This window comes from Pseudomonas sp. LB1P83, from assembly GCF_054897885.1.
Map to the genome: position 1 here is coordinate 2,904,198 of NZ_CM142709.1, position 23,410 is coordinate 2,927,607.

The 23,410-nt window shown below is 55.6% G+C and carries 12 protein-coding genes and 2 pseudogenes; 5 read left to right on the top strand and 9 right to left on the bottom strand.

Annotation, left to right across the window (positions count from 1 at the left end):
* Positions 1–27 precede the first annotated feature (27 nt).
* Positions 28–915 (bottom strand): DUF2950 domain-containing protein, encoded by an 888-nt coding sequence (locus ACYZTY_RS13440; RefSeq protein ID WP_461958897.1) that lies wholly within the window; start codon positions 913–915, stop codon positions 28–30.
* A 26-nt stretch (positions 916–941) separates the two neighbouring features.
* The gene (locus ACYZTY_RS13445) at positions 942–2,384 is read right to left on the bottom strand and encodes a DUF3300 domain-containing protein (protein WP_461958898.1); all 1,443 of its coding nucleotides are present in this window, start codon (positions 2,382–2,384) and stop codon (positions 942–944) included.
* A 459-nt stretch (positions 2,385–2,843) separates the two neighbouring features.
* On the opposite strand from ACYZTY_RS13445, the gene ACYZTY_RS13450 reads away from it, so the two are divergent.
* From ACYZTY_RS13450 to ACYZTY_RS13460, 3 genes are all read left to right on the top strand, one after another.
* Entirely contained in the window at positions 2,844–3,521 is a 678-nt protein-coding gene (locus tag ACYZTY_RS13450) for a dTMP kinase (protein ID WP_461958899.1), read from the top strand.
* Between the two features lie 336 nt (positions 3,522–3,857).
* Positions 3,858–5,579 carry a type I secretion system permease/ATPase gene (locus tag ACYZTY_RS13455; RefSeq protein ID WP_461958900.1) on the top strand — a complete coding sequence of 574 codons (1,722 nt, stop codon included), beginning with the start codon at positions 3,858–3,860 and terminating at the stop codon, positions 5,577–5,579.
* Complete coding sequence (locus ACYZTY_RS13460; RefSeq protein WP_461958901.1) at positions 5,572–6,942, top strand: HlyD family type I secretion periplasmic adaptor subunit; 1,371 nt, start codon at positions 5,572–5,574, stop codon at positions 6,940–6,942. Before ACYZTY_RS13455 ends, ACYZTY_RS13460 begins: the two co-directional genes overlap by 8 nt.
* Positions 6,943–7,044: 102 nt before the next feature.
* On the opposite strand, the gene ACYZTY_RS13465 is transcribed toward ACYZTY_RS13460, so the two are convergent.
* Entirely contained in the window at positions 7,045–12,660 is a 5,616-nt protein-coding gene (locus tag ACYZTY_RS13465; protein ID WP_461958902.1) for a putative Ig domain-containing protein, read from the bottom strand.
* A 248-nt stretch (positions 12,661–12,908) separates the two neighbouring features.
* Between ACYZTY_RS13465 and ACYZTY_RS13470 the strand changes: the two are divergent.
* A pseudogene (locus ACYZTY_RS13470) lies at positions 12,909–13,025 on the top strand (MarR family transcriptional regulator); the annotation flags it as partial.
* Positions 13,026–13,200: 175 nt separating this feature from the next.
* Here the strand turns inward: ACYZTY_RS13470 and ACYZTY_RS13475 are convergent.
* Positions 13,201–13,986 carry a transposase gene (locus tag ACYZTY_RS13475; protein ID WP_461959315.1) on the bottom strand — a complete coding sequence of 262 codons (786 nt, stop codon included), beginning with the start codon at positions 13,984–13,986 and terminating at the stop codon, positions 13,201–13,203.
* Between the two features lie 212 nt (positions 13,987–14,198).
* Here ACYZTY_RS13475 and ACYZTY_RS13480 point away from each other — a divergent pair.
* Positions 14,199–14,309: pseudogene (locus ACYZTY_RS13480) on the top strand (transcriptional regulator); the annotation flags it as partial.
* Between the two features lie 109 nt (positions 14,310–14,418).
* Here ACYZTY_RS13480 and ACYZTY_RS13485 read toward each other — a convergent pair.
* The 5 genes from ACYZTY_RS13485 to ACYZTY_RS13505 all read right to left on the bottom strand — a co-directional run bounded on the left by ACYZTY_RS13485 (position 14,419) and on the right by ACYZTY_RS13505 (position 23,289).
* Positions 14,419–15,507, bottom strand: coding sequence for a 3-deoxy-7-phosphoheptulonate synthase (locus ACYZTY_RS13485; RefSeq protein WP_461958903.1), 1,089 nt, complete (start codon positions 15,505–15,507; stop codon positions 14,419–14,421).
* A gap of 148 nt (positions 15,508–15,655) precedes the next feature.
* Positions 15,656–19,117 carry a carboxylic acid reductase gene (gene car / locus ACYZTY_RS13490; RefSeq protein ID WP_461958904.1) on the bottom strand — a complete coding sequence of 1,154 codons (3,462 nt, stop codon included), beginning with the start codon at positions 19,115–19,117 and terminating at the stop codon, positions 15,656–15,658.
* Positions 19,118–19,181: 64 nt separating this feature from the next.
* The gene (locus ACYZTY_RS13495) at positions 19,182–20,648 is read right to left on the bottom strand and encodes an MFS transporter (RefSeq protein WP_461958905.1); all 1,467 of its coding nucleotides are present in this window, start codon (positions 20,646–20,648) and stop codon (positions 19,182–19,184) included.
* Between the two features lie 68 nt (positions 20,649–20,716).
* The gene (locus tag ACYZTY_RS13500) at positions 20,717–22,669 is read right to left on the bottom strand and encodes an anthranilate synthase family protein (protein ID WP_461958906.1); all 1,953 of its coding nucleotides are present in this window, start codon (positions 22,667–22,669) and stop codon (positions 20,717–20,719) included.
* A complete protein-coding gene (locus ACYZTY_RS13505) occupies positions 22,666–23,289 on the bottom strand; it encodes an isochorismatase family protein (RefSeq protein WP_461958907.1) in 624 nt (207 codons plus the stop codon). The genes ACYZTY_RS13500 and ACYZTY_RS13505 overlap by 4 nt, the downstream gene beginning before the upstream one ends.
* Positions 23,290–23,410: the final 121 nt, after the last annotated feature.

Sequence of the window (23,410 nt, forward strand, 5' to 3'; positions counted from 1 at the left end):
ATCACCGGTGGGGTCCGGGTAAAACGGCTATTCGGGATCTGTTTTCACCGCCTTCCAACTGTCGTCTGGATCAAAGCGCTTCATCGACTGGGCCAGTTTGGCGCCATTGGGTCCCAGGTCCTTCTCAAATACTTGTCCTTCATGGCTGATCATGAAGCTCATCACCCCGGTGTCGTCGTACTTTGCCGGCCAGGCGATCAGTGCAAAACCACGGCTCATCTTGTCACCGATGAGGTAGCTGAAGGCTCCGCCAGGGGCTGAAGGCCCCTGGCCTTCAAGGATACGAAAGTGGTAACCATGCCAATCTTCCCCGGCAATGGCTTTGCCGAACGAAGGTCCCAACGGGCTGATCTGGTCGCTATCGTCCTCTGCCCAATAGAGCCCGTCGTGCTTGCCGGGCGTGCTGAAAATTTTCTGCGCATATTCGAGTGCGCCGTCACCGTCGCGATCCACTGATGCGTAGTCCATCTGGGCATCGTGATACGTCAGCACCGCTTGCACCGCGTCGAGTTCGTTGCGACCGATTCGCCGAGCCCGGATTTCTGCGTTACCGGCCTTGATGTCGAAGCGCCAACCGTTTTCGACTTTTACCAGGGGAATGGGCAATGTCCAGTGGCTACTGCCCACCGCCAGTAGCGCCTTTTTGTCGCTGGTTTTTTCAATGCGATGCTGTTCGCGGTATTCCTTCAAAAACGCGTCGACATCGCTGCGCTGCACACCTTCGCGCGGGATGTAACTGTGCCATTTATCACCCAGCAACTCGGTGAGGCGAGCCTGATCAGCGTGTTCCGTGCCCAGTGCCTCGACGAACGCTTCAGCGGCCTTTTCCGGCGTTGGAAAGGATTGCTGCGCCGTAGCCATGCACGACCATGCCACACCGGCCGCTATCGCCACTATGGGATAAAGCTTGCCCATGAGTGACTTGACTCGATACTGGTTTTTCAACGACGGCCCCCCCTTGAACGTGGTGCACTGGACGGCCTGCTGATCTGATGACCGGCAGATCGCGCGGCGCTGGGGCGTTGGGCAGAAACCTGACTGGCCCGGCCACGGCTGGCTTGTGCGTTGGACTGGGACGGCGAGCGCGCGCCGGCGAATGCATTGTTGCGGGCGCTGCCGGCGGAAGAGCGATTTTGCGCAGCCTGGCGCGGCTGTGCGGAGTCCTGTCTGCGTTGATTGACCTGAGCGTTTTGTCTGCCTGACGGCTGATTATCCCGAGTGTTTCTCTCAGTGCCTTGGCCTCTGTCAGGCGATCTCTGTCTGTCCGTACCCGCCTGCATTCGATTGCCTGCCGAGTTTCCAGACTGGGCTGCGCGAGCTCGGTCACGGGCTTCGCGATTAGTGGTGGCAGGTCTTTCGATACCGGCCCTGTCCATGGAACCACGGGCTTTTTCACGAGCCTGGGCTCGCTGTGCATCGTCACCCCGAAAGGCTTCGCGCCGATTGGCACCGTCCAGTTGCCGGCCGAATTGTTCGCGGCTGCGATTGTCCCGATAGGGGACGCCATCGCGATGAGCGGCGTTGTGCTGCCACTTGTTATTGGTGATTTGATTGTTTCGATTGATGTTGTTGTAGCGGTTGACGTCGATGTCTACGTCGTTATTGCCCCAGTCACAATTACCCCACAACGAGCCGACGATCGCCACACCGGTACCAAACGCCAGCCCGGCCATCAAAGCCTGACCGGGGTAATACGCGGGTGGCGGTGGGTAGTACGCGGGCGGCGAAGCAGGGTAGGGCCAGGTGCCGTAGATTGTTGTCGAGTTATAGGTGGGAACGTACACCACCTGCGGATCAGAGGGCTGAATGATGATGGTGGAGGTGCTATTGGCCGGGGCAGGGGCCGAAGCAGCGGGCGCGGGTGCCGCCTGAACGGTCACGTTCTGGTACTGGTTGCTCTGAAGGTTGCCTGCTGTTTGTGCCTGACGACGCAAGCGTTGCACGCCGTTCATGAGATCGTCGGGTTGCGCCAGAAAAGCATCACCCAGACGCTGCACCCACACGGGATCCTGCCCCAGCGTTACCAGGACCTGAGGGAAGGCGACCAGCGCCTGAACGCTTGGGTCCCAAGGCTGGCTCGCCACTTGTTTGACCGCCTCATCGCCCTTGGCGTCGGGGTGAGCTTTAGACCAGGTCACCGCTTCGGCGATTTCCCCGGGATACGTGGTCGCCATGAGGACCTGTGCAAGCAATGGATCGGGGTAGAGCGCAATGGGAGCCAGCATTTGATCAAGCTGTTCCTGGGTAAACACGGCGTCTTTGCCCGCTGTCGTGACGGGCGCTGTTTCAGCAACGTTTGCGGGCGCGTCCGGTGTCTGCGCCAGACACGAAGGCCCCGTTAAAACCAGTACGACTGACACCGCGTAAAATAACGAAATACGCATTGCCTTACCTCTTTGTGGCCGGGCAGGTTTGGAATGACTGGGTCAATGTCGGGACGGTGAAAGCAGGTTGCTTCGATACTTCCCACTAAGGGTAGCAAACATATTTTTTTTCATGAGTTCAGTGCAGCCGCTTTATCAAGCGAAGTGTAGTTTTGGATCTGTGCGCCCACAGGCAACGGCTTGAGGAAGGAAACTGATGCGACCAGCGGTCTGTCCTTTGCTGCGGGTCGGGTTGTGACAGAAGTGCCGCCCTGACACAGCACTATTCTTATGGGCGACGACCGATGTTCATAAGCGGTTGTTACCCTGGATGTTGAGACCCGTTGGCCAGAATCCGGGTTAGAGTGTTCATCAATGTCTGTACATAAGGTCCCTCCACTCGATTCGCGTAGTCGCGCCAAGCGGTTCCAGCGAACGAACAGGGCAAAAAAAAACCGTATATCAATCGTTATGTGAAGAATGAATCGTCCGCTGTTTGTTTCTCTAGATGGGCCCAAGGGAACCGGCAAAACCACACTGTTGGAAGCCGTTACGAAAGTACTGAGGGCAGACAACAAGAAGGTGATCCGGCTTTGCGAGAAGAAAAGCGATCCCTGTAGGGGTGAAACAATGGCCCTTGTTAACAAGCTCGTCAGAAATCCCACCCGGGATTTGGAGTTGCGGGTTTGTGAGCGCCTTGCTGATAGCCGTACCTGGATTTCCCGGCACGTGCTGACCAAACAGCCACCAGACAGCATCATCTTGATAGATCGCTGGTACCCGTCCGATGCCGCGTTTCGCCGGATAGTCCCGTTTGCAGAGATTCTGCAATTGAACATCGATCGAAACGTGCGAGTGCCAGACCTGCATGTCGGGGTTGTCACCGCCCCTGAAATTTCATGGGCGAGGGCCGCGGCACGAGGACGTGGGCTGAGCAGTACTGTGATCCATAAGCTGGAAGAACAGGTCGCTTGTACCCAGGCATTCGAGCAAGCGATTGCGGATCACGGCTGGGTCTTATGCCGTAATGAAGGAACGATCGAAGACGCAACGATGCAGGTGGTTTCTGAAATTTATAGAGTCCTTCGATGCTCCGTAGACGAAGTTCGTTGCGCAGGTCTTGATGCAGTTGAGATAGCCGGAGATATAGATCGTTAGCAGGATAGAAGGGGGTGATTTGTCGCCGCACTGGAGCCGGGGTATTGAGTTGGCTCGAACAGTGATCGGGGATTGGTAACTTGAAGGAACCTCCGAAGATGTCGCGGTCTTCCATGCTTTCTCCCTCGTGGCGTTGTGCAACATACCCGCCCGTCACCCCCAACAACCCGGCCCGCACTAACCCGAGGTTGCGCTGTCAGTATTTCACGCCTAGCGACGAGGATCGTCTCTGATAGCGGCACGTCAGACTACGTCTATTTTTTCCAATGCCTGAGGGCAAAAAGCTCGCGATGGATTGCGTCTTGGACCGACCATTCCTTTTGCGGGCGACACTCTATGGGTTTGCTTCTCGATCCACGGCATGACATTGATGCCGCTTTATTAAGCTATCGCCGTGTGTTCTGGTCGTTGGCGCTGTTCAGTGGTGTGATCAACCTGCTGGTGTTGGTGCCGTCGCTCTACATGATGCAGGTGTACGACCGGGTCCTCACCAGTCGCAACGAAACCACCTTATTCATGCTCACCTTGATCGCCCTGGGACTGTTCATGTTCAGCGCCCTGATCGAGTGGGCACGCGGCGAGGTGATGATTCGCATGAGCGCCGGGCTGGACGAGGCCCTGGGCGAGCGCATTTTCGACGCCGCCTTCGCCCGCAGCCTGCGTGAGCACAACGCGAACCCGGCGCAGGTGCTCACCGATCTGGCAACGCTACGGCAGTTAATCACCGGCCAGGGCCTGATCGCCTTGCTGGATGCACCGTGGTTGCCCATCTTCGTGCTGGTGGCGTTCATCTTTCATCCTTGGTTCGGTGTACTGACGCTGGTTCTGGCGCTGATACTGATCGGCCTGGCGCTGTGGGGCGAGTTAGCGACTCGCACACGCCTGGACGAAGCCAATCGCCTGGGCGTGCAGTCGTCGATCTATGTAAACAGCACGCTACAAAATGCCGAAGTCATCCGGGCTCTGGGCATGCTCGGGCCGTTGCGCCAGCGCTGGAGCCTGCTGCAGCAACGCATCATTGCCGCCCAGTCCCATGCCAGCGACCGCGGCGCGCGTATCACCGCGACGACCCGCTTCGTGCGTATCTCCGGACAGTCGCTGGCCCTGGGCCTGGGCGCGCTGCTGGTGCTGGAAGGCCAATTATCTGCGGGCATGATGATTGCGATGTCGCTGCTGCTGGGGCGTGCCCTGGCACCCGTGGAAATCGCCATTGGTTCGTGGAAGCAATTCAACTCTGGCCGCCAGAGTTACCAGCGCCTGGGCCAACTGCTTGCTCAGCAACCGCGCGAGCGCCTGCGCATGTCGTTGCCACCGCCCACCGGCGCGCTACGCCTGGATCAGGTGTATGTCGGCCCGCCCGGCGCCTCGCAACCGATCCTGAGGGGCATCAATTTCAGCCTGACCAAAGGTGATGTGCTCGCCGTCGTTGGCCCCAGCGCCAGTGGTAAATCAACGCTGGCCAAGGCGCTGGTCGGGGTATGGCCGGCCATGGGCGGGTCGGTGCGCCTCGACGACGCCGAGATCAGTCAATGGTCCCACGACGCCCTGGGCCCGCACCTTGGATACCTGCCGCAGGACATCGAGCTGTTCGACGGCAGTGTGGCCGACAACATTGCCCGCTTCGGCGAGCAGGACGCCGACAAGATTATCGCCGCAGGGCGTCACGCCGGCATTCACGAGATGATCCTGAAATTCCCCAAGGGTTACGATACGCCGCTGGGCCCCGGCGGGCTTGGCTTGTCCGGTGGACAAAAGCAACGCCTCGGTCTGGCTCGCGCGCTCTATGGGCACCCGTCGCTGATCGTGCTCGATGAGCCCAACTCCAACCTCGATGAAGCCGGAGAGGTGGCGCTGGTTCAGGCCATCAATGCGCTCAAGGCTGCTGGCAGCACCGTGGTGCTGATTACCCACCGGCCGAATGTGCTGGCGGTGGTTGATCACATCCTGGTGCTCAAGGACGGTACTCAACATGCATTCGGTCCAAGGGATCGGTTGCTCAAGGCATTGAGACCGGGGCCAAGACCGGCCGCGGTCAGGGAGGCTGGCGGAGATGCGTGATCTGACCCCAGAGGCACAAACGTACAGCGAGCAGGGGCTGAGCGTGCGCCACGCTAAAGCGTACGCCCGAGCCAGTACCGACGCCGGGGGCGCTGCACGCTATGGTGTGGGTTTCCTGGTCCTGGCGCTGGGCGGTTTCCTGCTCTGGGCCTGTCTGGCACCACTCGACCAGGGTGTCGTGGGCACCGGCACCGTGGTGGTGGCGGGCGAACGCAAGGCTGTGCAGTCGTTGGTCGGTGGGGTGGTAGAAAAGCTGCTGGTCAGCGATGGCGACCGCGTCACCCAGGGACAGTTGCTGGTGCAGCTCAATACGGTGCAGGCGCAGTCGCAACTGGACGTGACCCTGGGCAAGTTGCTCAACGATCGCAGCGTCGAGGCGCGGTTGATTGCCGAGCGCCTGGGCTCAGCCGAGATCCAATGGCCCGCTGAACTGCTGGAGCGTGCCGACGAGCCCCGGGTCAAGGCCGCCATGGCCTTACAGAGCCAGCTGTTTCTGACCCGCCGTGCAGAACTGGGCAGCCGTTTGCAGATCATCGAACACGAAGCCGCGGCCTTGCAGCAGCAATTACTCGGCTACGAAGGCGTCAAGCGTAATTACGATACGCAGATGCGCTTCCAGCAGCAGGAGCTGGAAGGTCTGCGTAATTTGGCCCTTGAAGGCTACATTCCACGCAACAAACTCTTCGAGGCCGAGCGCAACGCAGCCCAATTGGCCGGGCAGATTGCCTCCGGGGTGGGCGATGTCGGCAGAACCCGCCAGGCGATCAACGAAAGCCACCTCAAGGCCTTGCAGGCGCAGCAGGAATTTCGCCGCGATGCCGAAACGCAGCTCAGCGAAGTCTCCGCCGAGGCGGCAGCTTATGCCGATCAGATTCATGCCTTGCAGTTTGAAGTCGACAACGGTGCGATCCGTGCGCCGGTATCCGGGCAGGTCATGGACGTGAGCATTCACACGGTCGGGGGCGTTGCGCAGGCCGGCCAAACCCTGATGCAGGTGGTGCCGCTGGACGCGCCGATGGCGATCACTGCGCGTTTCGAGCCTCTGATGGCCAATAAGTTACGCCCGGGTTTGCCGGTGCATGTGCATTTCACTGCTCTGCAACGGGTGGATACGCCGATGGTCACCGGCACTGTGACTACAGTGTCGGCGGACCAGTTGATCGATGAACAGACGCACCAGCCGTACTTTTCCGCCAAGGTCGACATTCCTGCCGACACCGTCGCCTCGCTGCAGGCCGCTGGTCTGCAGGTGCGCCCCGGCATGCTCGCCGATGTCACGGTGGTGACGGGGGAGCGCACCTTGATGAATTACCTGATGAAACCTTTGCGTGAGCGCTTGCTTGCGGCCTTCAAAGAGGAATGAGCATGACCGCCGTGGCTCACCACATTGGGTGTGTGGTGGTCTTTAATTTTTCGGGCACTGCTAATCCCTTGTGGGAGCGAGCAAGCTCGCTCCCACATCAGGTCAGGCTGTGAAATCGCTGGCCTGCAGCTCCTTGACGCCCACCATCTCGAATTCGAACTCGGGGGTGACGTTGGCGTTGACGCTGCCGGAGAGGATGCCATCGGCAAAGCGTATTTGGCCGGTGGCGTTGGTGGGGTCGAAGGCGTTGCTGCCAATGAACATGAAGGCGTCGACGGTGGCGGTCAGCGGGTTGGCGTCCAGGCTGGTGAAATCCAGATGATCACCCTCAGTGGTCTTGAAACCGCTAATCACATCGCGTAAAGCCCCGACGCCCATGTCCGACAGCGCACCAAACGCGTAGGTGTCCGCGCCAGTGCCGCCGGTGAGGTTGTCGGTGCCTGCGCCGCCGATTAGTCGGTCATCGCCCGAACCACCCACCAGCGTGTCGTTACCGGCACCACCGTTCAGGATATTCGCGGCGCTGTTGCCCGACAGACTGTCGGCGTTGGCGCTTCCCGTCACGTTTTCGAGGAATTTCAAGGTGTCGAGCCCGGACCCCGCGGTGTTTTGTTGTGCGGACGTCGACAGGTTTACAGTAACGCCCGCCAGGGCTCGCTCGAAGGACACTGTGTCGTTGCCATCGCGTCCGTCCAACACATTGTTGCCGGCACCGGCGAACAGCGTGTTGTCCAGCGCATTGCCTGTCCCATTGGCGGCACCAGCGCTGCCGATATACAGATTCTCGACGTTGCTGCCGAGGGTATAGGCCGCCAGGCTGCTGTGCACGTTGTCGACTCCTCCAGGCACCGCATTGCTGTTGGTCTCGATCGCGGTGTCGTCGACATTGTCGACATAGTAGGTGTCGTCTCCATCGCCACCGCTCATGCTGTCCGCCCCTGCGGCACCATCGAGCACATTGTCGGCGGCATTGCCGGTGATGAAGTTACGCCGCTCATTGCCGGTGCCGTCGATCTCCGACACGCCGGTCAGCACCAGATTCTCGAGATTGGCGCCCAGCGTCCAGCTGACCGAGGCCTGCACGGTATCGATCTGCGCGGTCGAGGTATTGGTTTCCTCCACACTGTCGAACGCGTTATCGACCACGTAGATGTCGTTGCCATCGCCGCCTGTCATCGTGTCGGCGCCCAAGTCGCCATCCAGTGTGTCGTTGCCCGCGCTGCCCACCAAGGTATCTGCTTGATCAGTGCCGGAAATCATCCCTCCCTGGTTCTGAGCGTTGCCGAAAATGGCCTGCACGCTGTTGTTGTCGTCGGGATTGCCCTGGAAGCCCAGGTCATTGGCAATGTAATCGGCCAGGCGTTGGCCAACGATTTCCGCTGATTCCTCGTGCAGGTGCCAGACGTCATCGGGATACACCAGCGGATCGACTTCGTAGCGCAAGGGCAGGTCGGTGTAGTCCACCGCCAGCTTGACGTCGGCGCGCTCGGCGGCGATGGCTTCCTGGGTGGCGCGGACATAGCCTACGCCCGAGACGATGGAGGCAATCTTCTCTTCGGAATAACCCCGGGCACGCGCCGCATCCTCCTGGTAGTGGCCGGTCTCCATCATGTACACGCTGAAGTTGCCGAACTGGGCATGCAGGTAATCAAACACCTTCAGGGTCGCGTCCTTGTAGGCAGCGGCCGCCGCTGTTTTGTCCGTGGCACGGCCGATCTCCTGGGCGGCTTCCTCGCCCTGGCCCCAGATGATGCCCATGGTGACGTTATCGATCGATTGCAGTTCGGTGAGCTGGTCGCCCAGCAACGCGACGGCGCGCAACAGCGCAGGCCCGGGCTGGTTGGTGTCTGTCAGCCACCAGCACAACTTGAGTTCCTCGGCGCCCATGGTCGACAGGCCGTTGACCGTGCTGCCCCCCACCGCGATGTCGATGCCATTGCCATCGGCATCGGTGAACTGGCTACGCACGTCATAAGTGGTGTAGCGGTCCAGGTCGTTGACCAGCATCGAGGTGCCGGACTGATTGTCGTCCTCGGTCATGCGCAGCAGGCGCGCATTGGATTGGCCGAGTGTGGGTAGGTAGAGGATGTCCTGCTGGGCGCGCTCGCCGAACACGAAATCACTGGCGGTCAGGGTGTTGAGGTAGTTGCCATTGAGGGCGATTTCGAAGCGATTGCCATCGACGTCGGACTCGGCGGATTTGATGTAGGTCTTGTCGCCAGCCGCGTTGAGGGTCATGTACAGCGTGCCATTGCTGCCATCGCCGAGGCCGAGAAATCCCAGGCCCGACACATCAATCTTGTCGACGCCCGCGGTGAAGTCATAAATCGTGTCGGTGGCCGTGATGCCGCCGGTGTCGTAGTCGCGGTAGCTGTCGAGCACGTTGGTGTAGCGGAAGGTGTCGGCCCCGTCGCCGCCGTACAGCGAGTCGCGTCCGGCGCCACCGTCGACGATGTCCGCACCGGTTCCGGCCTTGATTGTGTCATTGCCACCGAGGCCGAGGATCAGGTCCGCGCCCGCCGTGCCGTTGAGGGCTTCGGCATTGTTGGTGCCGGCGATGGTATTGGCGGGCGCATCGGCCACTGCCAAGGCGAAGCTGTCGCTGACCGAAGCACCAGAAGGATCCGTGGCCTTGACCAGTACGTTGTAATTGCCAGACGCAGTGCTGATCGGCGTGCCGGTGAACGTCAGGCTGGAGGCATTGAAGCTCAGCCAAGCGGGCAGGGCGCTGCCGTCGGCGAGGGTCGCTGTGTAGGTGAGCACATCCTGGTCGGCGTCGGTGAAACTGTCGTGGGTGACGGTGTAGTTGAACGGCGAACTTTCGGTGGCGTTCTGGTCGAGGAGGGGAATGGCCACCACTGGCGCTACATTGCTGGGCGCGTTCTGGCCGGCGAAAACAAAATGACTCGCCGTCAGGCTGCTCACCAGGTTGCCCGCCATCGACACTTCGAAGCGGTTGCCGTTGGCGTCGACGGTGAGATCCTTGAGGTAGGTGCGGTTGCTCGAAGCACTGTAGGTCACTTGCAGCGTGCCGTTCAGGCCATTGCCCAGAGCCGTGTAGCCGAGCGCCGAGACATCGATTTTGTCGGCGGTCACGTCGAAATCGAGGATCTGGTCACTGGCGCTGGTGGAAGCGGTGCGGTAGCTGTCGAGTGTTGAGGTGTAGCGGAATACGTCGGCACCTATGCCGCCGGTGAGTTTGTCTGCGCCGGCGCCACCGACCAGGGTATCGTTGCCCGCGCCGCCATTCAGCGTGTCGTTGCCGGCGCCACCGAAGAGTTGTTCGTTGGCGGCGGTGCCGGTCAGTGTGTCGTTGTTCGGCGTGCCGTTGATCACAGTGGGTGAGGCGGGCACGTCCTGCACCGCGATGGTAAAGCTGTCGCTGACGGTGGCGTTGCTGCCGTCAGTCGCTGTGACCTGTATGGAGTAAGTGCCCGATGCGGTATCGCTGGGTGTACCGCTGAACGTACGAGTCGCTGCATCGAATGTCAGCCAGCTGGGCAGGGCGCTGCCATTCGCCAGTTTGGCGATGTAGCTGAGGCTGTCGTTATCCGGATCGGTAAAACTGGTGGCCGGCACCACGTAGCTGAACGGGGTATTTTCGGTGGCGTTCTGATCCAGCAATGCCGTTGCCACCACCGGCGCATGGTTGACCGGTGACGACGTGGCAAAGACGAAATTGGCGCTGGTCAGCTTGTCGACGTAGTTGCCGTTCAGCGTCACTTCAAAGCGGTTGCCATCGGCGTCGGCGGTCAGGGACTTGATGTAAGTCTTGGTGCCTGCACTGTTGAGCACCAGGTACACGGTGTTGTTCTTGCCGTCCCCCAGGCCGGTAAAACCAATGGCCGAGAGGTCGATCTTGTCGGCGCTGATATCGAAATCGGTGATCACGTCGCCAAGGTTGGCGCCGCCAGTGTTGTAGTTGCGGTAACTGTCCAGGCGGTTGGAGAACACAAAGGTGTCCGCCCCGGCGCCACTGGTAAGGGTATCCATGCCGGCACCGCCGTCGAGCTTGTCGTCGCCCGCACCGCCGCTGAGGCTGTCGTTGCCCGCCAGGCCGAGCAGGGTGTCGGCCGAATCGGTACCCAACAGCGAGTCGCTGCCGCTGGTGCCGGTGACCACCCGATTGAAAATGAAATTGCTGGCGGTCAGGGTGCTGGCGAGGTTGCCCGAGAGAATCAACTCAAAGCGATTGCCGCTGGCGTCGGCATCGTAGTCCTTGATGTAGGTACGGTCGTTGCTGGCGCTGTAGCTGACCTGCAAGGTGCCGCCTCGGCCATTGCCCAGGCCGGTGAAGCCGAGGCCAGCGAGGTCGATCTTGTCCTGGGTGACGTCGAAGTCGGTGATGGTGTCATCGAAGCTTGCGGTTGCGTTGCGGTAACTGTCGGACTGAGCGACGAAACGAAACGTATCGGCACCCGTGCCGCCGGTGAGTTTGTCGATGCCCGCACCGCCCACCAGAATGTCGCCACCGGCCCCGCCATTGATAGTGTCGTTGCCGGCTCCGCCATAGAAAATCTCGCTTTCGGCGCTGCCCAGCAGGGTGTCGTTGCCAGCCGTACCTTGCACGGTGGTCATCGGCACCGTGGCGCTGACATAGCTGCCGTCGCCATAGACCAGCGTGGCACCCTTGCTGGTGTGACTGATGGTGTTGCCAATAATGGCGTTGCGATCGGTGCCGTCTTCATTGCGCTCTGCAACACCATAGGTCGACAGGTTGCTGCCGCTGATGATGTTGCCCTGGATGGTGTTATCGCTGCCGTTGAAGTACTTGCCGGACACGCCCAGGGTGTCGTCGTAGGACTGGATGATGATTTCCGGTACGGGGGCACCCAGAGAGTTGTTGTTGAGTGTGTTGTCGATGATCTCGACGTGGTTACTGCCGTAGACGCGAACCCCGGCGCTGGCGTTGTCGTGAATATCGACGCCGCTGACAGTCACTTCGCTGGACAGCTTGATCAGCACCCCTTCAGCGCCGTTGCCGTACACCTCGCCACCAGTGATTATGATGTTGCTGGGGGAGGGGATGTCCTCGCTGCCGCGCTGCACCACGATGCCATTGCCGCCATTGTTGTAGGCAACGTTGTTGGTGAGGGTGAAGTCGTGGGTGCTGGTGACGACGTTGAAACCGTGGCGGTCATTGTCGTAGGCGACGTTGTTTTCGAAGGTGCTGTCGCTGAGAAAGTCCGCGACGAAGCCGTCCAGGCCATTGCCGTGGGACACGCTGTTCTTGATCACCATGTTGACGGTCTGCTCGTGGGGGTCGAAACCGTACCCGGAGCAATCCTTGATCTCGACGCTGTCGAGGGTGACGTTGGAGTCGAAACCTTCCTGACCGGGAATATAGCCATTGAACCAACCGTCGATCTTGCCGGTGGTGTTGTCGCGGTTACCGTCGATAGTGAGGTTGCTGACGCCAAAGTCATGGGTTTCTTCGCCATAGGCCGAGCGGATGACACCCGTGATTTTGGTGTCGGAGCCGTCAGCCACCTTAACGGTGGTATCGCCCATGCCGTCGCCGTACAAATTGACGTTGCTCTTGAGCATCAAACAGCCGTCGGAGGGTTCCTCACCTCCCGAAACAATATATGTCCCGGTCGGCATATACACCTGCCCCCCGCCTGCAGCGGCTGCCGCATCAATCGCACTTTGTATCGCAGCTGTGTCGTCTGTGATGCCATCTCCTTTGGCGCCAAAATTTTGCACATTGAAAATCATTAGCTTATCTCCGTATCAGGTAAGAACCTCGCTAGACGCCAATATTCCATCGACGACCACCGTGTTAGGACCCAGCGGAGTGCGAAAGTTGTGACCGCATATCGGGGGAGTGTCAAAAACCAGACTTTACTGATCGGCGGTTGTGAAGTGTTTCAAAAAAGTAACGCCTTGTTGACGCTTGCGCTGATTGCGAGCGATGCCCTTTGGGAGCGACTTTGCCTCTCGGCATAACAGCGGCGCAACTCAAAGTGCTGAGGATTATTTGTCGAGGAGATGACACCGCAGTCGCGTTGTGCCGACACCTGTCTATCCATAGCGCGTCGATGACGCGAATGGTGGATCGACTTGAGCGCAAGGGCTTGATCGTTCGTAGCCAGGACGGTCAAGACCGACGCCAGGTTCTTCTGGTGTTGACCAGTAAAGGCGAAGCTTTGAGATCGATATTTGCGCCGATTGAGGCCGCCGCGATGAATGAATTCACGGCGTGCCTTACGACTGAGGTAAGCGCGCCACCCACCTACTTCAAGGTGGGTGGCGCGCTCAGCTTGGCGACACCGGCGAGCAGTTCCACGGCAACAGCGCTTCGTAATCTTCAACCGAGGTCGCCAGTGGCAGCCGTTCTAATGCGTGGCGCAGCCACGCATAGGGCTCTTGGCCGTTGGCTTTGGCAGTCTCGACCAAGCTGTAAAGCTGAGCACTGGCCGTCGCGCCTTTGGGTGTGTCGCTAAACAACCAGTTCTTTCTTCCGATGACGAAGGGCCTGATCGCACGCTCGGCGGGGTTGTTGTCAATCGGCAAATAGCCTTCCTCGGCGTACCGTTCCAGTTTGTTCCAGTTACCCGCCATCGCCAGAACACTTGGGCTGGCCATGCTTTTTTCAATCAGTTGAGCCGGCTTGTCCGCAGTGACCGGTGCTGCTTCACAATCGCGGCAGCCATAGACTTTACGAACGTGTTTGATCACACGGATCTGCATCGGCACGATCTCAAGCTGCTCGCTGACTTCCTCGCCGATAGTATGTTTACGGCAGCCGCAGTCACACGTCAGCTCATGTTCGGGAAGTTCGTGGATGATTTCGATGCGCGGCAGATCGGCGGGCAGTGGCTTGCGTTTGCCGCGGCGCTTGGTCGGGGCAACGACCTCTTCATTTGAGGTTTCGTCCACAGGCTCGACGACGCTTTCCGCTTCGTTGAAAAGAGCTAGCTGTGGCGTGGCCGGATCAGCTGTTTGCTCGGACTTACGTCCGAACAGACGCTGGCGCAGCAGCACGTTTTCTTCTTCAAGATGAACGATGCGGCCCTTATTAGACTCGCGCTCAAGCAGCATTTGCTCTAACAGTTGCTTGACCAGCGCAGCCAGGCCATCAATGGATTTTCGGAAGTCGACAGGTTTGGGATAGAGATACACTTTTTCGACTTTGGCGTCGGGTCGCATCATGGCGAGCTGGCTCCTGAGAGAAATCGGGAGCACAGCTTCGGGGATGAGGTGTCAGCTTTGAATGTGGGGTTCATGGAGCGCTTACAGTGAAGGTCTACTAGAATCCAGAATCTGGCGAAGTTGTAGAAACCAAAGGCGGCAACCACAAAATTTTGAAAGAGTGGAAAGCGAAATACGGCTCGGAAAAAGTCGAGTCTTGGCTGAGCAAGTGAGTTTGGTTTGAGTACAAAAGGCCCGAGAGGGCCTTTTTTCTCCTGTGTGGATTTACTCGAAACCGGCTTAACTTTCGCTTCCCACTGTTCCCAGCCTCAGCAATGTTGGTCAGAGTGCAATCACCTTCATCTGCGGTTTTGCCTTTGCCAACGTCGATGCAGCATGGGTTAATGTAGCCTCGGTAGCATCCCACCCCAAGCATGCATCAGTCACTGACACTCCATATCGCATGGAGTTGCCTAATACTTGGCAGCCTTCATAAAGATGGCTCTCCAGCATCATGCCTTTGAGAGAATGCTCTCCTTCCAAGCGCTGCTCTAGCACGTTTGCAAATACTCCGGGTTGACGCGTATGAATCTTACCGCTATTGGAATGACTGCAATCAACCAAAATCCGGCAGGGAAGGTCGGCTTTGTCCATGGCAGTCTTAGCGGCGGTAACACTGAAATGATCATAATTCGGGCCTGCAATGCCGCCCCTCAAAACTAGATGAGTATCTGGATTGCCCTCGGTTTTTTGGACGGACGCGAATCCTTGGCTGTTGACTCCAAAATGGGTATGTGGGTGTGCTGCAGCACGCATAGCATCACACGCAACGCCGATGCCTCCATCGGTGCCATTCTTGAAGCCTACTGGAATGCCTAAACCACTCACTAACTCTCGATGGACTTGCGATTCGGTGGTTCGAGCTCCAACAGCAGCCCAACTCATCAGATCATCGAAGTATCCAGCTGCTATGGGGTGAAGGACTTCATTTGCAATAGGTAAACCCTTGGACACGACGTCTCGTAACAGTATCCGCGCAACCTCCAATCCTGCATGTACATCGTTGGTGCCGTTGAGCCAAGGGTCATAAGCCAAACCCTTCCAACCAACCGTCGTGCGCGGTTTTTCAACATATGTACGCATCACTAAAAAGATTTCGTCATTTAACAACTGAGCTAAACTCAAAAGTTTTTCGGCATACTCAAGTGCCGAATCTGAGTGATGGAGCGAACAGGGCCCCACGATCACTAGCAGCCTTTCATCTTCACCATTCAGGATCGCGCGTATTGTATTACGGTTGTCTTGAACCTGACGAGCAAGCGCATCCGAAATTGGAAGTTTATGTTTGACTTCAAGAGTACTTGGAAGCTGTAGTTTAGTGTCATAACATGCTGGAAACGATGACGGGGAGGCAAGTAAGTGGGAGTTCATGTTAGCTACCTGATCATAAGCGGAAATTTTGCAGCTCTCCTAATGTGGGAGCTGCAATTAAACCATTTCAAGATTGTAGTCCAAAACATTGGACAGTAAAGTCTACTGTTTTTGACTGATTGAAACGGTGATATGCGTTTCTATTGGCTTATAACTGTAATTCAGGTGTTCTTGCAGAAGAAGGACGATTTAACTCCCTGTGGTGTTCTCCCAATAATCCTAGAGATTGCAAATCTGTTACATATTTTCGAATCAGAGATTCAGAAATATGTGGGATTGCAAAGGTCTCTGAACCGGGCTCAAACGCATCAATGGCTCCTTCGAAGCGATCGGAAGGAATGGTTGAGCCACTGATAACCTCTGCCGGTTCGCTAAAACCATGCATAAGCGGTAGTAACGAATGCTGCTTTAGGCGTTCCGGAAGGCCGCGTAACGCCGTCTCGAACCTACGATGCCAATCAGCATAATCAGAAATTTTGCTGATGTTGACACCATGGTCAGTCATCCAGTCGACAAACGTGTCCAGCGAAACGCCATCATTATGCGGATTCACTAGATGGAATGACCTATACGACTTCAAATGTTGTCTTACTCCGATTTTCAATATCGCGGATGCAGTGAAGTCGACTGGCAGACCATCGTAATGAGGCAGTCCCACGTTGTCAGTGGATCGATAAAATGAAGATGGGGCGATACCTGTAAGTGCGACGCTCAAAAGAAGGCGAGTAAACATATCGGGGACATTCAACTGTCCAGGATATTGGCTATGCCCCAGAATCATGCTTGAGCGGAATGTGGTGACAGGCAACCCGTAATGGCTGTGTGCTTCTCTAAGCAACACCTCACTCGCCCATTTAGTGAGCGCGTATCCGGCCGCGTAGGTGTCGTCGGCTTCTATTTCGGCGGCTACGATGCGGATGTCAGCGTCTTCATCCAAGGTGGTGTGGGTGTTCACTAAAGATGCCACGGCAATGCTGGATAAGAATACAACAGGCTTAAGGTGGTTTGAGAGAGCCAAGCTGATGATTTCTGCAGTGCCCGTCACATTGGCATCGAACAAGTTACTGTACGGAAGGACGTGGTTCACCAAGGCCCCTGCATGGACGATGGTGTCTACTTCCTTGCCTAGTCTGTCCCAGGTTTCCGGGTCCAGACCAAGTTTGGGTTCTCCAATATCGCCTGCCAGTACCTCAAGGTGGTGAGTTGACAGAGATCGTACCTTACTGAAAACCTGCGAATTCTCACTGCCAAAGGACTCATAAAGCCGTTTGGTCGCCAATGCCACATTCTTACCACGCACTACACAGATCAGCTTACCTCCTGTTTCACCAAGCTCCTCCAGTAATTGCAGGCACAAGAACCTACCGAGATAACCGGTCGAGCCCGTGAGCAAGATTGTTCGAGCTGAATTGGCGGAAGCTTTTAGCCCTCCTGCTTTCTGCAGGACATCTGGGCTAATGAATTTTTTGAGTGAAAGATCCTTTGCGTTGAATACGTTTGGCTTTGCACCGTGAATTGACGCAGCTGAAGGGCGAATCTGGCCCGACTGGAGCGTCTTTTCAATGTAGTCAGAAACGTGCTGTAGGTCGTACGCGGGGCTGATTAGCATATCGACGGGAATGGCGATTCCGTAAGCATCAGAAAGTATTGCAGCGAGACTGACCGCAGATAAAGAGTCTCCCCCTAGTTCTCTGAACTGTGCATGTGGACTGATTTCCTCAGTCGCGCCGCCAACGAGGCTGCGCACCGCTTGTTTTAGCGTTTCGAGGACTGACTGCTGGTTTATCCGTTCGTGAATATCATGGAGCTCATTCAATTCTTTGGATACAAGCTGATCGTTTAGGTCTTCAAGCCGATGAGCGTACTTTTCGCGAAGCTTAGGCCACAAAGGTTTACCGTGATCAGAAAGTAGCCCGTTAGACTGGGTAAAGGGTTCGCTTTCAATTAACAAGTCCCGTGGAATCTCATAGCTGCGCAGCTCGGATGTTTTCGCCAGCTTACGAATGGCATCACCGAGAAATTGTTTGATCAGTTCTGCTTTACCATCAAATCGTTGCGCAAGGTGTTCGGAGGGAACAACGACAGCGAGTAGGTAAGACCATTCGCTTCTTCCATACACGAAGATACTTTGGATTTCTGGTATTGCCGAAAAGGTGGTCTCCAATTGTGCAGTCGCGACAAATTCGCCTTGGGACAATTTGATTACATTTTTACGTCGATCTACATAGACCAGTCGGTTATGACCTGTTTCGGCAACAATATCCCCAGTTTTGTAGTATCCATGCTCATCGAAGAGCTCAGAGGCCAGTTCCGGTCGTTTGTAGTAGCCTGGGATGATCGACTGCGTTTTCAAAAGCAACTCGCCGCGAGGAAAGGGCGAATCAGTACCGTAATAGCCGAGTTCGGGTACATCGATGATTCTATAGTCTTCGACTGGAGGACTGAGTAGCTCATTGTCAATCCAGATTGCACCTGCTTCCGTGGAACCGTAAACATTGTGAAGAGGAATGTTCAGTAGCGTTTGCGTAAAAATTTTCAACTCATTGGACAGCGGTGCGGAACTGCAGCTGGCCCAGCGAACCTGCCCTCCCAAGACATTTATCCGGATATCTTCCAGAATCGCCAAGGACGTATCATCGCCGTGCCTAGCTTTTTTTCTAGCCAGTTCTGTTTGATATTTTTGGTAAATCATCTCGCATATCCGTGGCACCAACGACAACTCCGTTGGCTTGCTTAACGAGATGTCTTCAAGCAGGGTAGAAAGATTGCTCTTGGCCGTGAAATAACAAGTGCCGCCTCTAGCAAGGGTGCTTTTAAGCGAAGAGTGACCAGCGACGTGGCTCATCGGCATATAGTGAAATGTAACAGCCCTCTCTTCTGAAAAAATGGTGGCCCACGAACCGCCCCACATTCCAGATGCAAGCTTCTGTGTGTACATAGCTCCTTTGGGCGTGCCTGTGCTGCCAGATGTATAGATCAGCATCGACAGATCGTCATCTGAGGACGGGCTGTTATATAGGGCTGGCTCAGATAAGGTAGCCCCCTGTTTAAGCAGAGCTTGCAGAGGTTCGATTGAAATAGTCCTGGAGTTGCTATCCAGGTGACTAAGTACGTCATTGAGCTTTTTCGAGTGTTCGGTTATCTCTGAATAATAATCCAGTAGTAAGATTCGACGAATAGAAGGGGTTTTCAGTGCTGCTTCCACAGCGATCTGCAAGTAGTCAATACTTGTCGCGAAGATCAGAGGTTGTGTTTCTTGTAATATCGAGTCTATTTGAGCTTGGGATGATCCTGTTTGAAGAGGGACGACTATTGCACCGAGACGAATGCATGCTAAGTCTAATGTGGCGTAGTCACCGCTCGTGAAGGCCAGAAATGCAACCGGCTTGCCTGCAGTCAGAGGCGCATTGGTATTGTGGTTTAGTTCGGCAGCCAAAGCACCTGTTCGCTTCCAGAGTTCGCCATAAGTTATCGTGCCGTAACTTGGTAACAGCTTGAATGACACCTCTTGACTGGAGTCATCAGTGATAAATATTTTGTCTCGCTCCCCAATAGCAGGGCGATCCGCGTACTTGCTCATCGTGTCAGCGACGATTTTTGCCAAGCTCATAATTCGTTCCTTGATAAAAAATTGGCGGAAAGTGCACTGATAATCGAATAATCCGATCGCGTGATTATTCGGGGAGTGTTTTGGGAAGCCAGTAGACAGCGAGTAGCCCTACGGCAAAGGTAAGCAGGCCAGCAACAGCTATTGCTAGGTGCATACCAGTCAAGAATGCCTGTTGTGCTTGAGCGATTGTTTCGGCGGCGAGACCTGACGTATCGAGCGTTTCGTTCAGTGTGCCAGCAACGTTAGGGCCCGAAAGGCGAAACCACAGTGCTGCGAGTGAACCTAGGACGGAGATACCCAACGCGTTGCCGATCTCGTTACTTGTCTCTGCTATTGCGGCTGCAGCGCCTGCTCGCTCAGGTGGTACTGCTGATACTGCAATCTCGGCGACGAGGCTAAATGAAAGGCCGTATCCGATGCCTGCAATTATCGTTGAGGCGACAAAAAAACCTGCACCGTAGCTGGTGTCCGTCATAAGTAGCAGCAACATCCCACCGCTGATCAGGAAGTGCGTAGCTACAAGTGCCCATTTTTTTCCGATTCTTTCAACGATTTTGCTCGTCCAAATACATGTGGCGGTGAGGACAAGGGCTCCTGGCACAGTGAGCAGTGCAGTGGTGAAAACGTCGAACCCTAGTACTGATTGAATGTAGACGCCTACTAGATAGCCGGTAGCAGACCAAACCACCAAGGACAGTAGCCCGGTCAGAATCGCAATGGTGAAAATCCGATCTTTGAATAGGCTCACGTCAAGCAAAGGGTGCTTGAGATGGCGCTGCCTGCTGACAAACCAAAAGAGACCAATAACGCCAATCACACCAGAGACCATCTGGCCGGTGGAAATGCCGTACGCCGCAGCCGTTTTGAGAGAGTATGTGAAGAGCAGGATGCCAACAAACGACAGTGCGAGACTCGGTACGTCGATCTTGCCCGTCGTCTCAGCGTGTACCTCGCGTAGTAGATACGGCGCGGAGAGCATGAAAATCAACACCACGGGAACGTTGATAAGAAAAACAGCCCCCCACGTGAAGTTATTCAGCAGCATTCCGCCGATCAGTGGCCCGACCGCAAATCCGCCAGCGAAAGTCGCTGCAAAAATCCCAATAGCTTGCGCACGCTGCTTAGGGTCAGGAAATAGGTTGCTGACAATTGCCAGGCCCGACGGCAATAGCGTTGCTCCACCTAATCCCATAAGAGCTCTGAACGCGATTAGGCTCTCGGGGGTTGTCGAGAGCGCAGCTCCAACGGATGCCCCGCCGAAGATCATCGCTCCCACCATTACAAGCTTCAATCTTCCATATCGGTCACCGATGTTTCCGAAGGCCACTAAAAGCGATCCGACTACGAAACCGTAAATATCCAAAATCCATAGTGCTTGGTCAGCACTAGGCATAAGAGATGAGGTGATTCTGGGCATAGCCAAATACAGAACGGAACCGTCCATCGCGACCAGTGCAACCAGTCCCAGTACCGTAAGTAATCCTAGCCATGCTTGCCTATCCGCAGGCTGAGCGATAGTAGCTTGGTGCATAATATAATGACCTTTAGTTATGTATTTGTTTGTGATACGAAATTTCAGTAGGAGCTTTTTACGGCTTTTTACTTCAGCAAGTCGCAAATAGCCGTGCCGAGTATTTTTGCGCCGTGTTGGGTTAGTACGGATTCCGGATGAAATTGAAAAGATGAGAATAGTGGCCCGCGTAGTGCGTGAACTTCACCGGACTGAGCATCATAGCTAACCTCAATTCTTATACCTTCACCATATTTAAGCTTTGAACAATTTGTCATGGCGGAAAAAGTGTTGTAGAAGCCAACTTTTTCTGGAGTTCCAAAAAAATCGATTTCTTTCTGAGTCCCTTGGTTTGGGATCTCTTTGTGCATCAATTCGAGCCCTAAGTGAGAACAAAGCACTTGGTGGCTCAGGCAGATAGCTAAAAAAGGGCGGCGTTGATCAAGTAGTGTTTTAACTGCATTATGGAGACTGTTAACCCTCACATCTTTTTGATCGCAGGGGTCTCCTGGGCCAGGGCCTAATACAAATATGTCGTAGTCATCGTAGTTTATTGTTTCTTTTACATTTGCCACGGTTACTGACAGACTGAGTGCACTTAGTTGGTGGCATATCATTGAAGTAAACGTGTCCTCGGCATCCAATACTAAAACTCGAAGGCCTTCTAGCTCCTTTTTTGGCCGAGCACGGTCTTTCGCAGATGCTTGCCAAAAATCTGATATGTGGTTATTACGGTTTTCAAGCGCGGCGCTGATGCGCGGATGGGTGACAAGGTCTTTGTATCGATTTTCAGGAGTTGGCTCACTGGACTTTGAATTAAGAGTCCCGTCTGTTGTATCCAAAACGCCAAGAGCTGAAAGCAGACCTAAAGCCTTTGTTCGGGTTTCGGCAGCTTCTGAACTGGGGTTTGAGCTTCTTACCAATGTGGATCCGGTAGAAACTCTGATCGTTCCGTACTTATTTATATCTGCAGTGCGGATCAAAATCGAAGAATCTATGTAGTGCTGACCGCTTCGCTCGCGGCCTAACAGCGCAACGATTCCGCTGTAATAGGCGCGGCCTTCAGGCTCATATTTTTTGATGACTCGGCAAGCGTTTTCGAGCGGGCTTCCTGTGATAGTTGGAGCGAACAACGTCTCGCGCAGAATTTCCCACGGTTGCGATTGGGTTTCCCCTTTGATGAGGTATTCCGTGTGTGCTAGGCGAGTCATTGCTTTCAGATAGGGGCCCTTGATAGTGCCTCCTTGGGCACAGAAATTGCCCATCATCTTGAGCTCTTCATCTACGACCATATAAAGCTCTTCGGTCTCCTTGCAGTCAGCAAGGAAATCCAGGACTCCTTCGACGCTCGGCCCTGATGTCGGATATCGATAGGTACCACTGATGGGGTTCATGGTGGCCACGTTCTGCTCCAAGCTGACGTGCCGCTCTGGCGTCGCACCGACGAAGACCCTATCACCGGTGTATATGATGAAAATCCAATACGCCCCAATTTCCTGTTGCAATAACCTGCGAAAGAGCGTCAAAGCTTTGCGATGACTGAAATCATCAATGGATGCGAGGAATGAGCGTTTCAACACGAAATTGGAACCTGCCCCCATGCCAATTTCATCTTTGATGATCTTTAAAGCTGTCTCGGCGTAGGCGTCATCGTCGATGTCGTAATGCTCACCGCTTAACGTGATACCCGTGTCAGGTATTTGCTCCAGTACTTTCCCTTTTGCAAGGGTCGTTGCTGCATCGATGCTCAGTGCGATCAGCGGTTCTTTGTCATCAACGCATTCAAAGCCCCGTTCAGTTATCTGCCGGTAGGGAATGATCGCCAATACATCATGCCCACCGATTGCTGACGCATGTGGACGATAGCACCGGGAAAGATCTTCAAGTTTTTCTAAGTGCTCAACTGTGCCGGTCAGAATATCGACGGAGTCGCCGTTCGCGGACTCTGGGCGATAAATCAGCGCGAACGCAGGAGGTGACATAGATAGAATGCTTCTGAGCAGCTCGTTTTTATCGTCGGGTGCGTTCAGAGGATGTGTCATATAAAAACGTCCTCAGTCGTGCAAACAACGGCGCACCGCTGTGCCGCATATTCGAGGGCAAGGCGATGGTGTTTTTCTGAAAAGTCTGCGACGGCGTCTGCAACTAGAAACGTCTGAATGTCGTTCGTAAATGCCTCGACTGCAGTGAATAAGACCCCGACGTGAGCGTAGACCCCGCAAATTACAAGTTGGTCACGACCTGCTTCACGCATGCGTTCCAGTAAGCCAGAGCGAAAGAAAGCGCTGTATCGCCATTTGGTAGAAATCCAGTCGTTGGGTGCGGGTGCTAGCTCCTCAACAATTTTTCGATCTTCCGGGTCAACCTTCATTCCTGGGCCCCAAAAGTCCTTCAATAAGCCCCGTTGTTCTGGACTCATACCACCTGGTTGGGCCGAATACGCTATAGGCACGCCCAATTTCCTACCGCGCTCGCACAGTAATGAGATGTTTTGAACAAGGTGAGTACGATGTAGCCCGTTGAACGGCTGAACGAAGTACCGCTGCATGTCATGAATGAGCAAAACAGCGCGGTCGGGGTCAATATCCCATTGTGCGATGTTTGGGGGAAGGTCGAATGAAGTTGGCATTTCATACGGGGCAATAGAAGGTATGCCGGTCATAATTCTCTCCTTGAAAACCAACAAATGATTGCAACCTCTGCGAGGACTGTGCCGACTAACGGCCTGCGGTGCGCATGGCGGATATCCATACGCTTGCGTCAAATAATCCTGTCACTGCGCG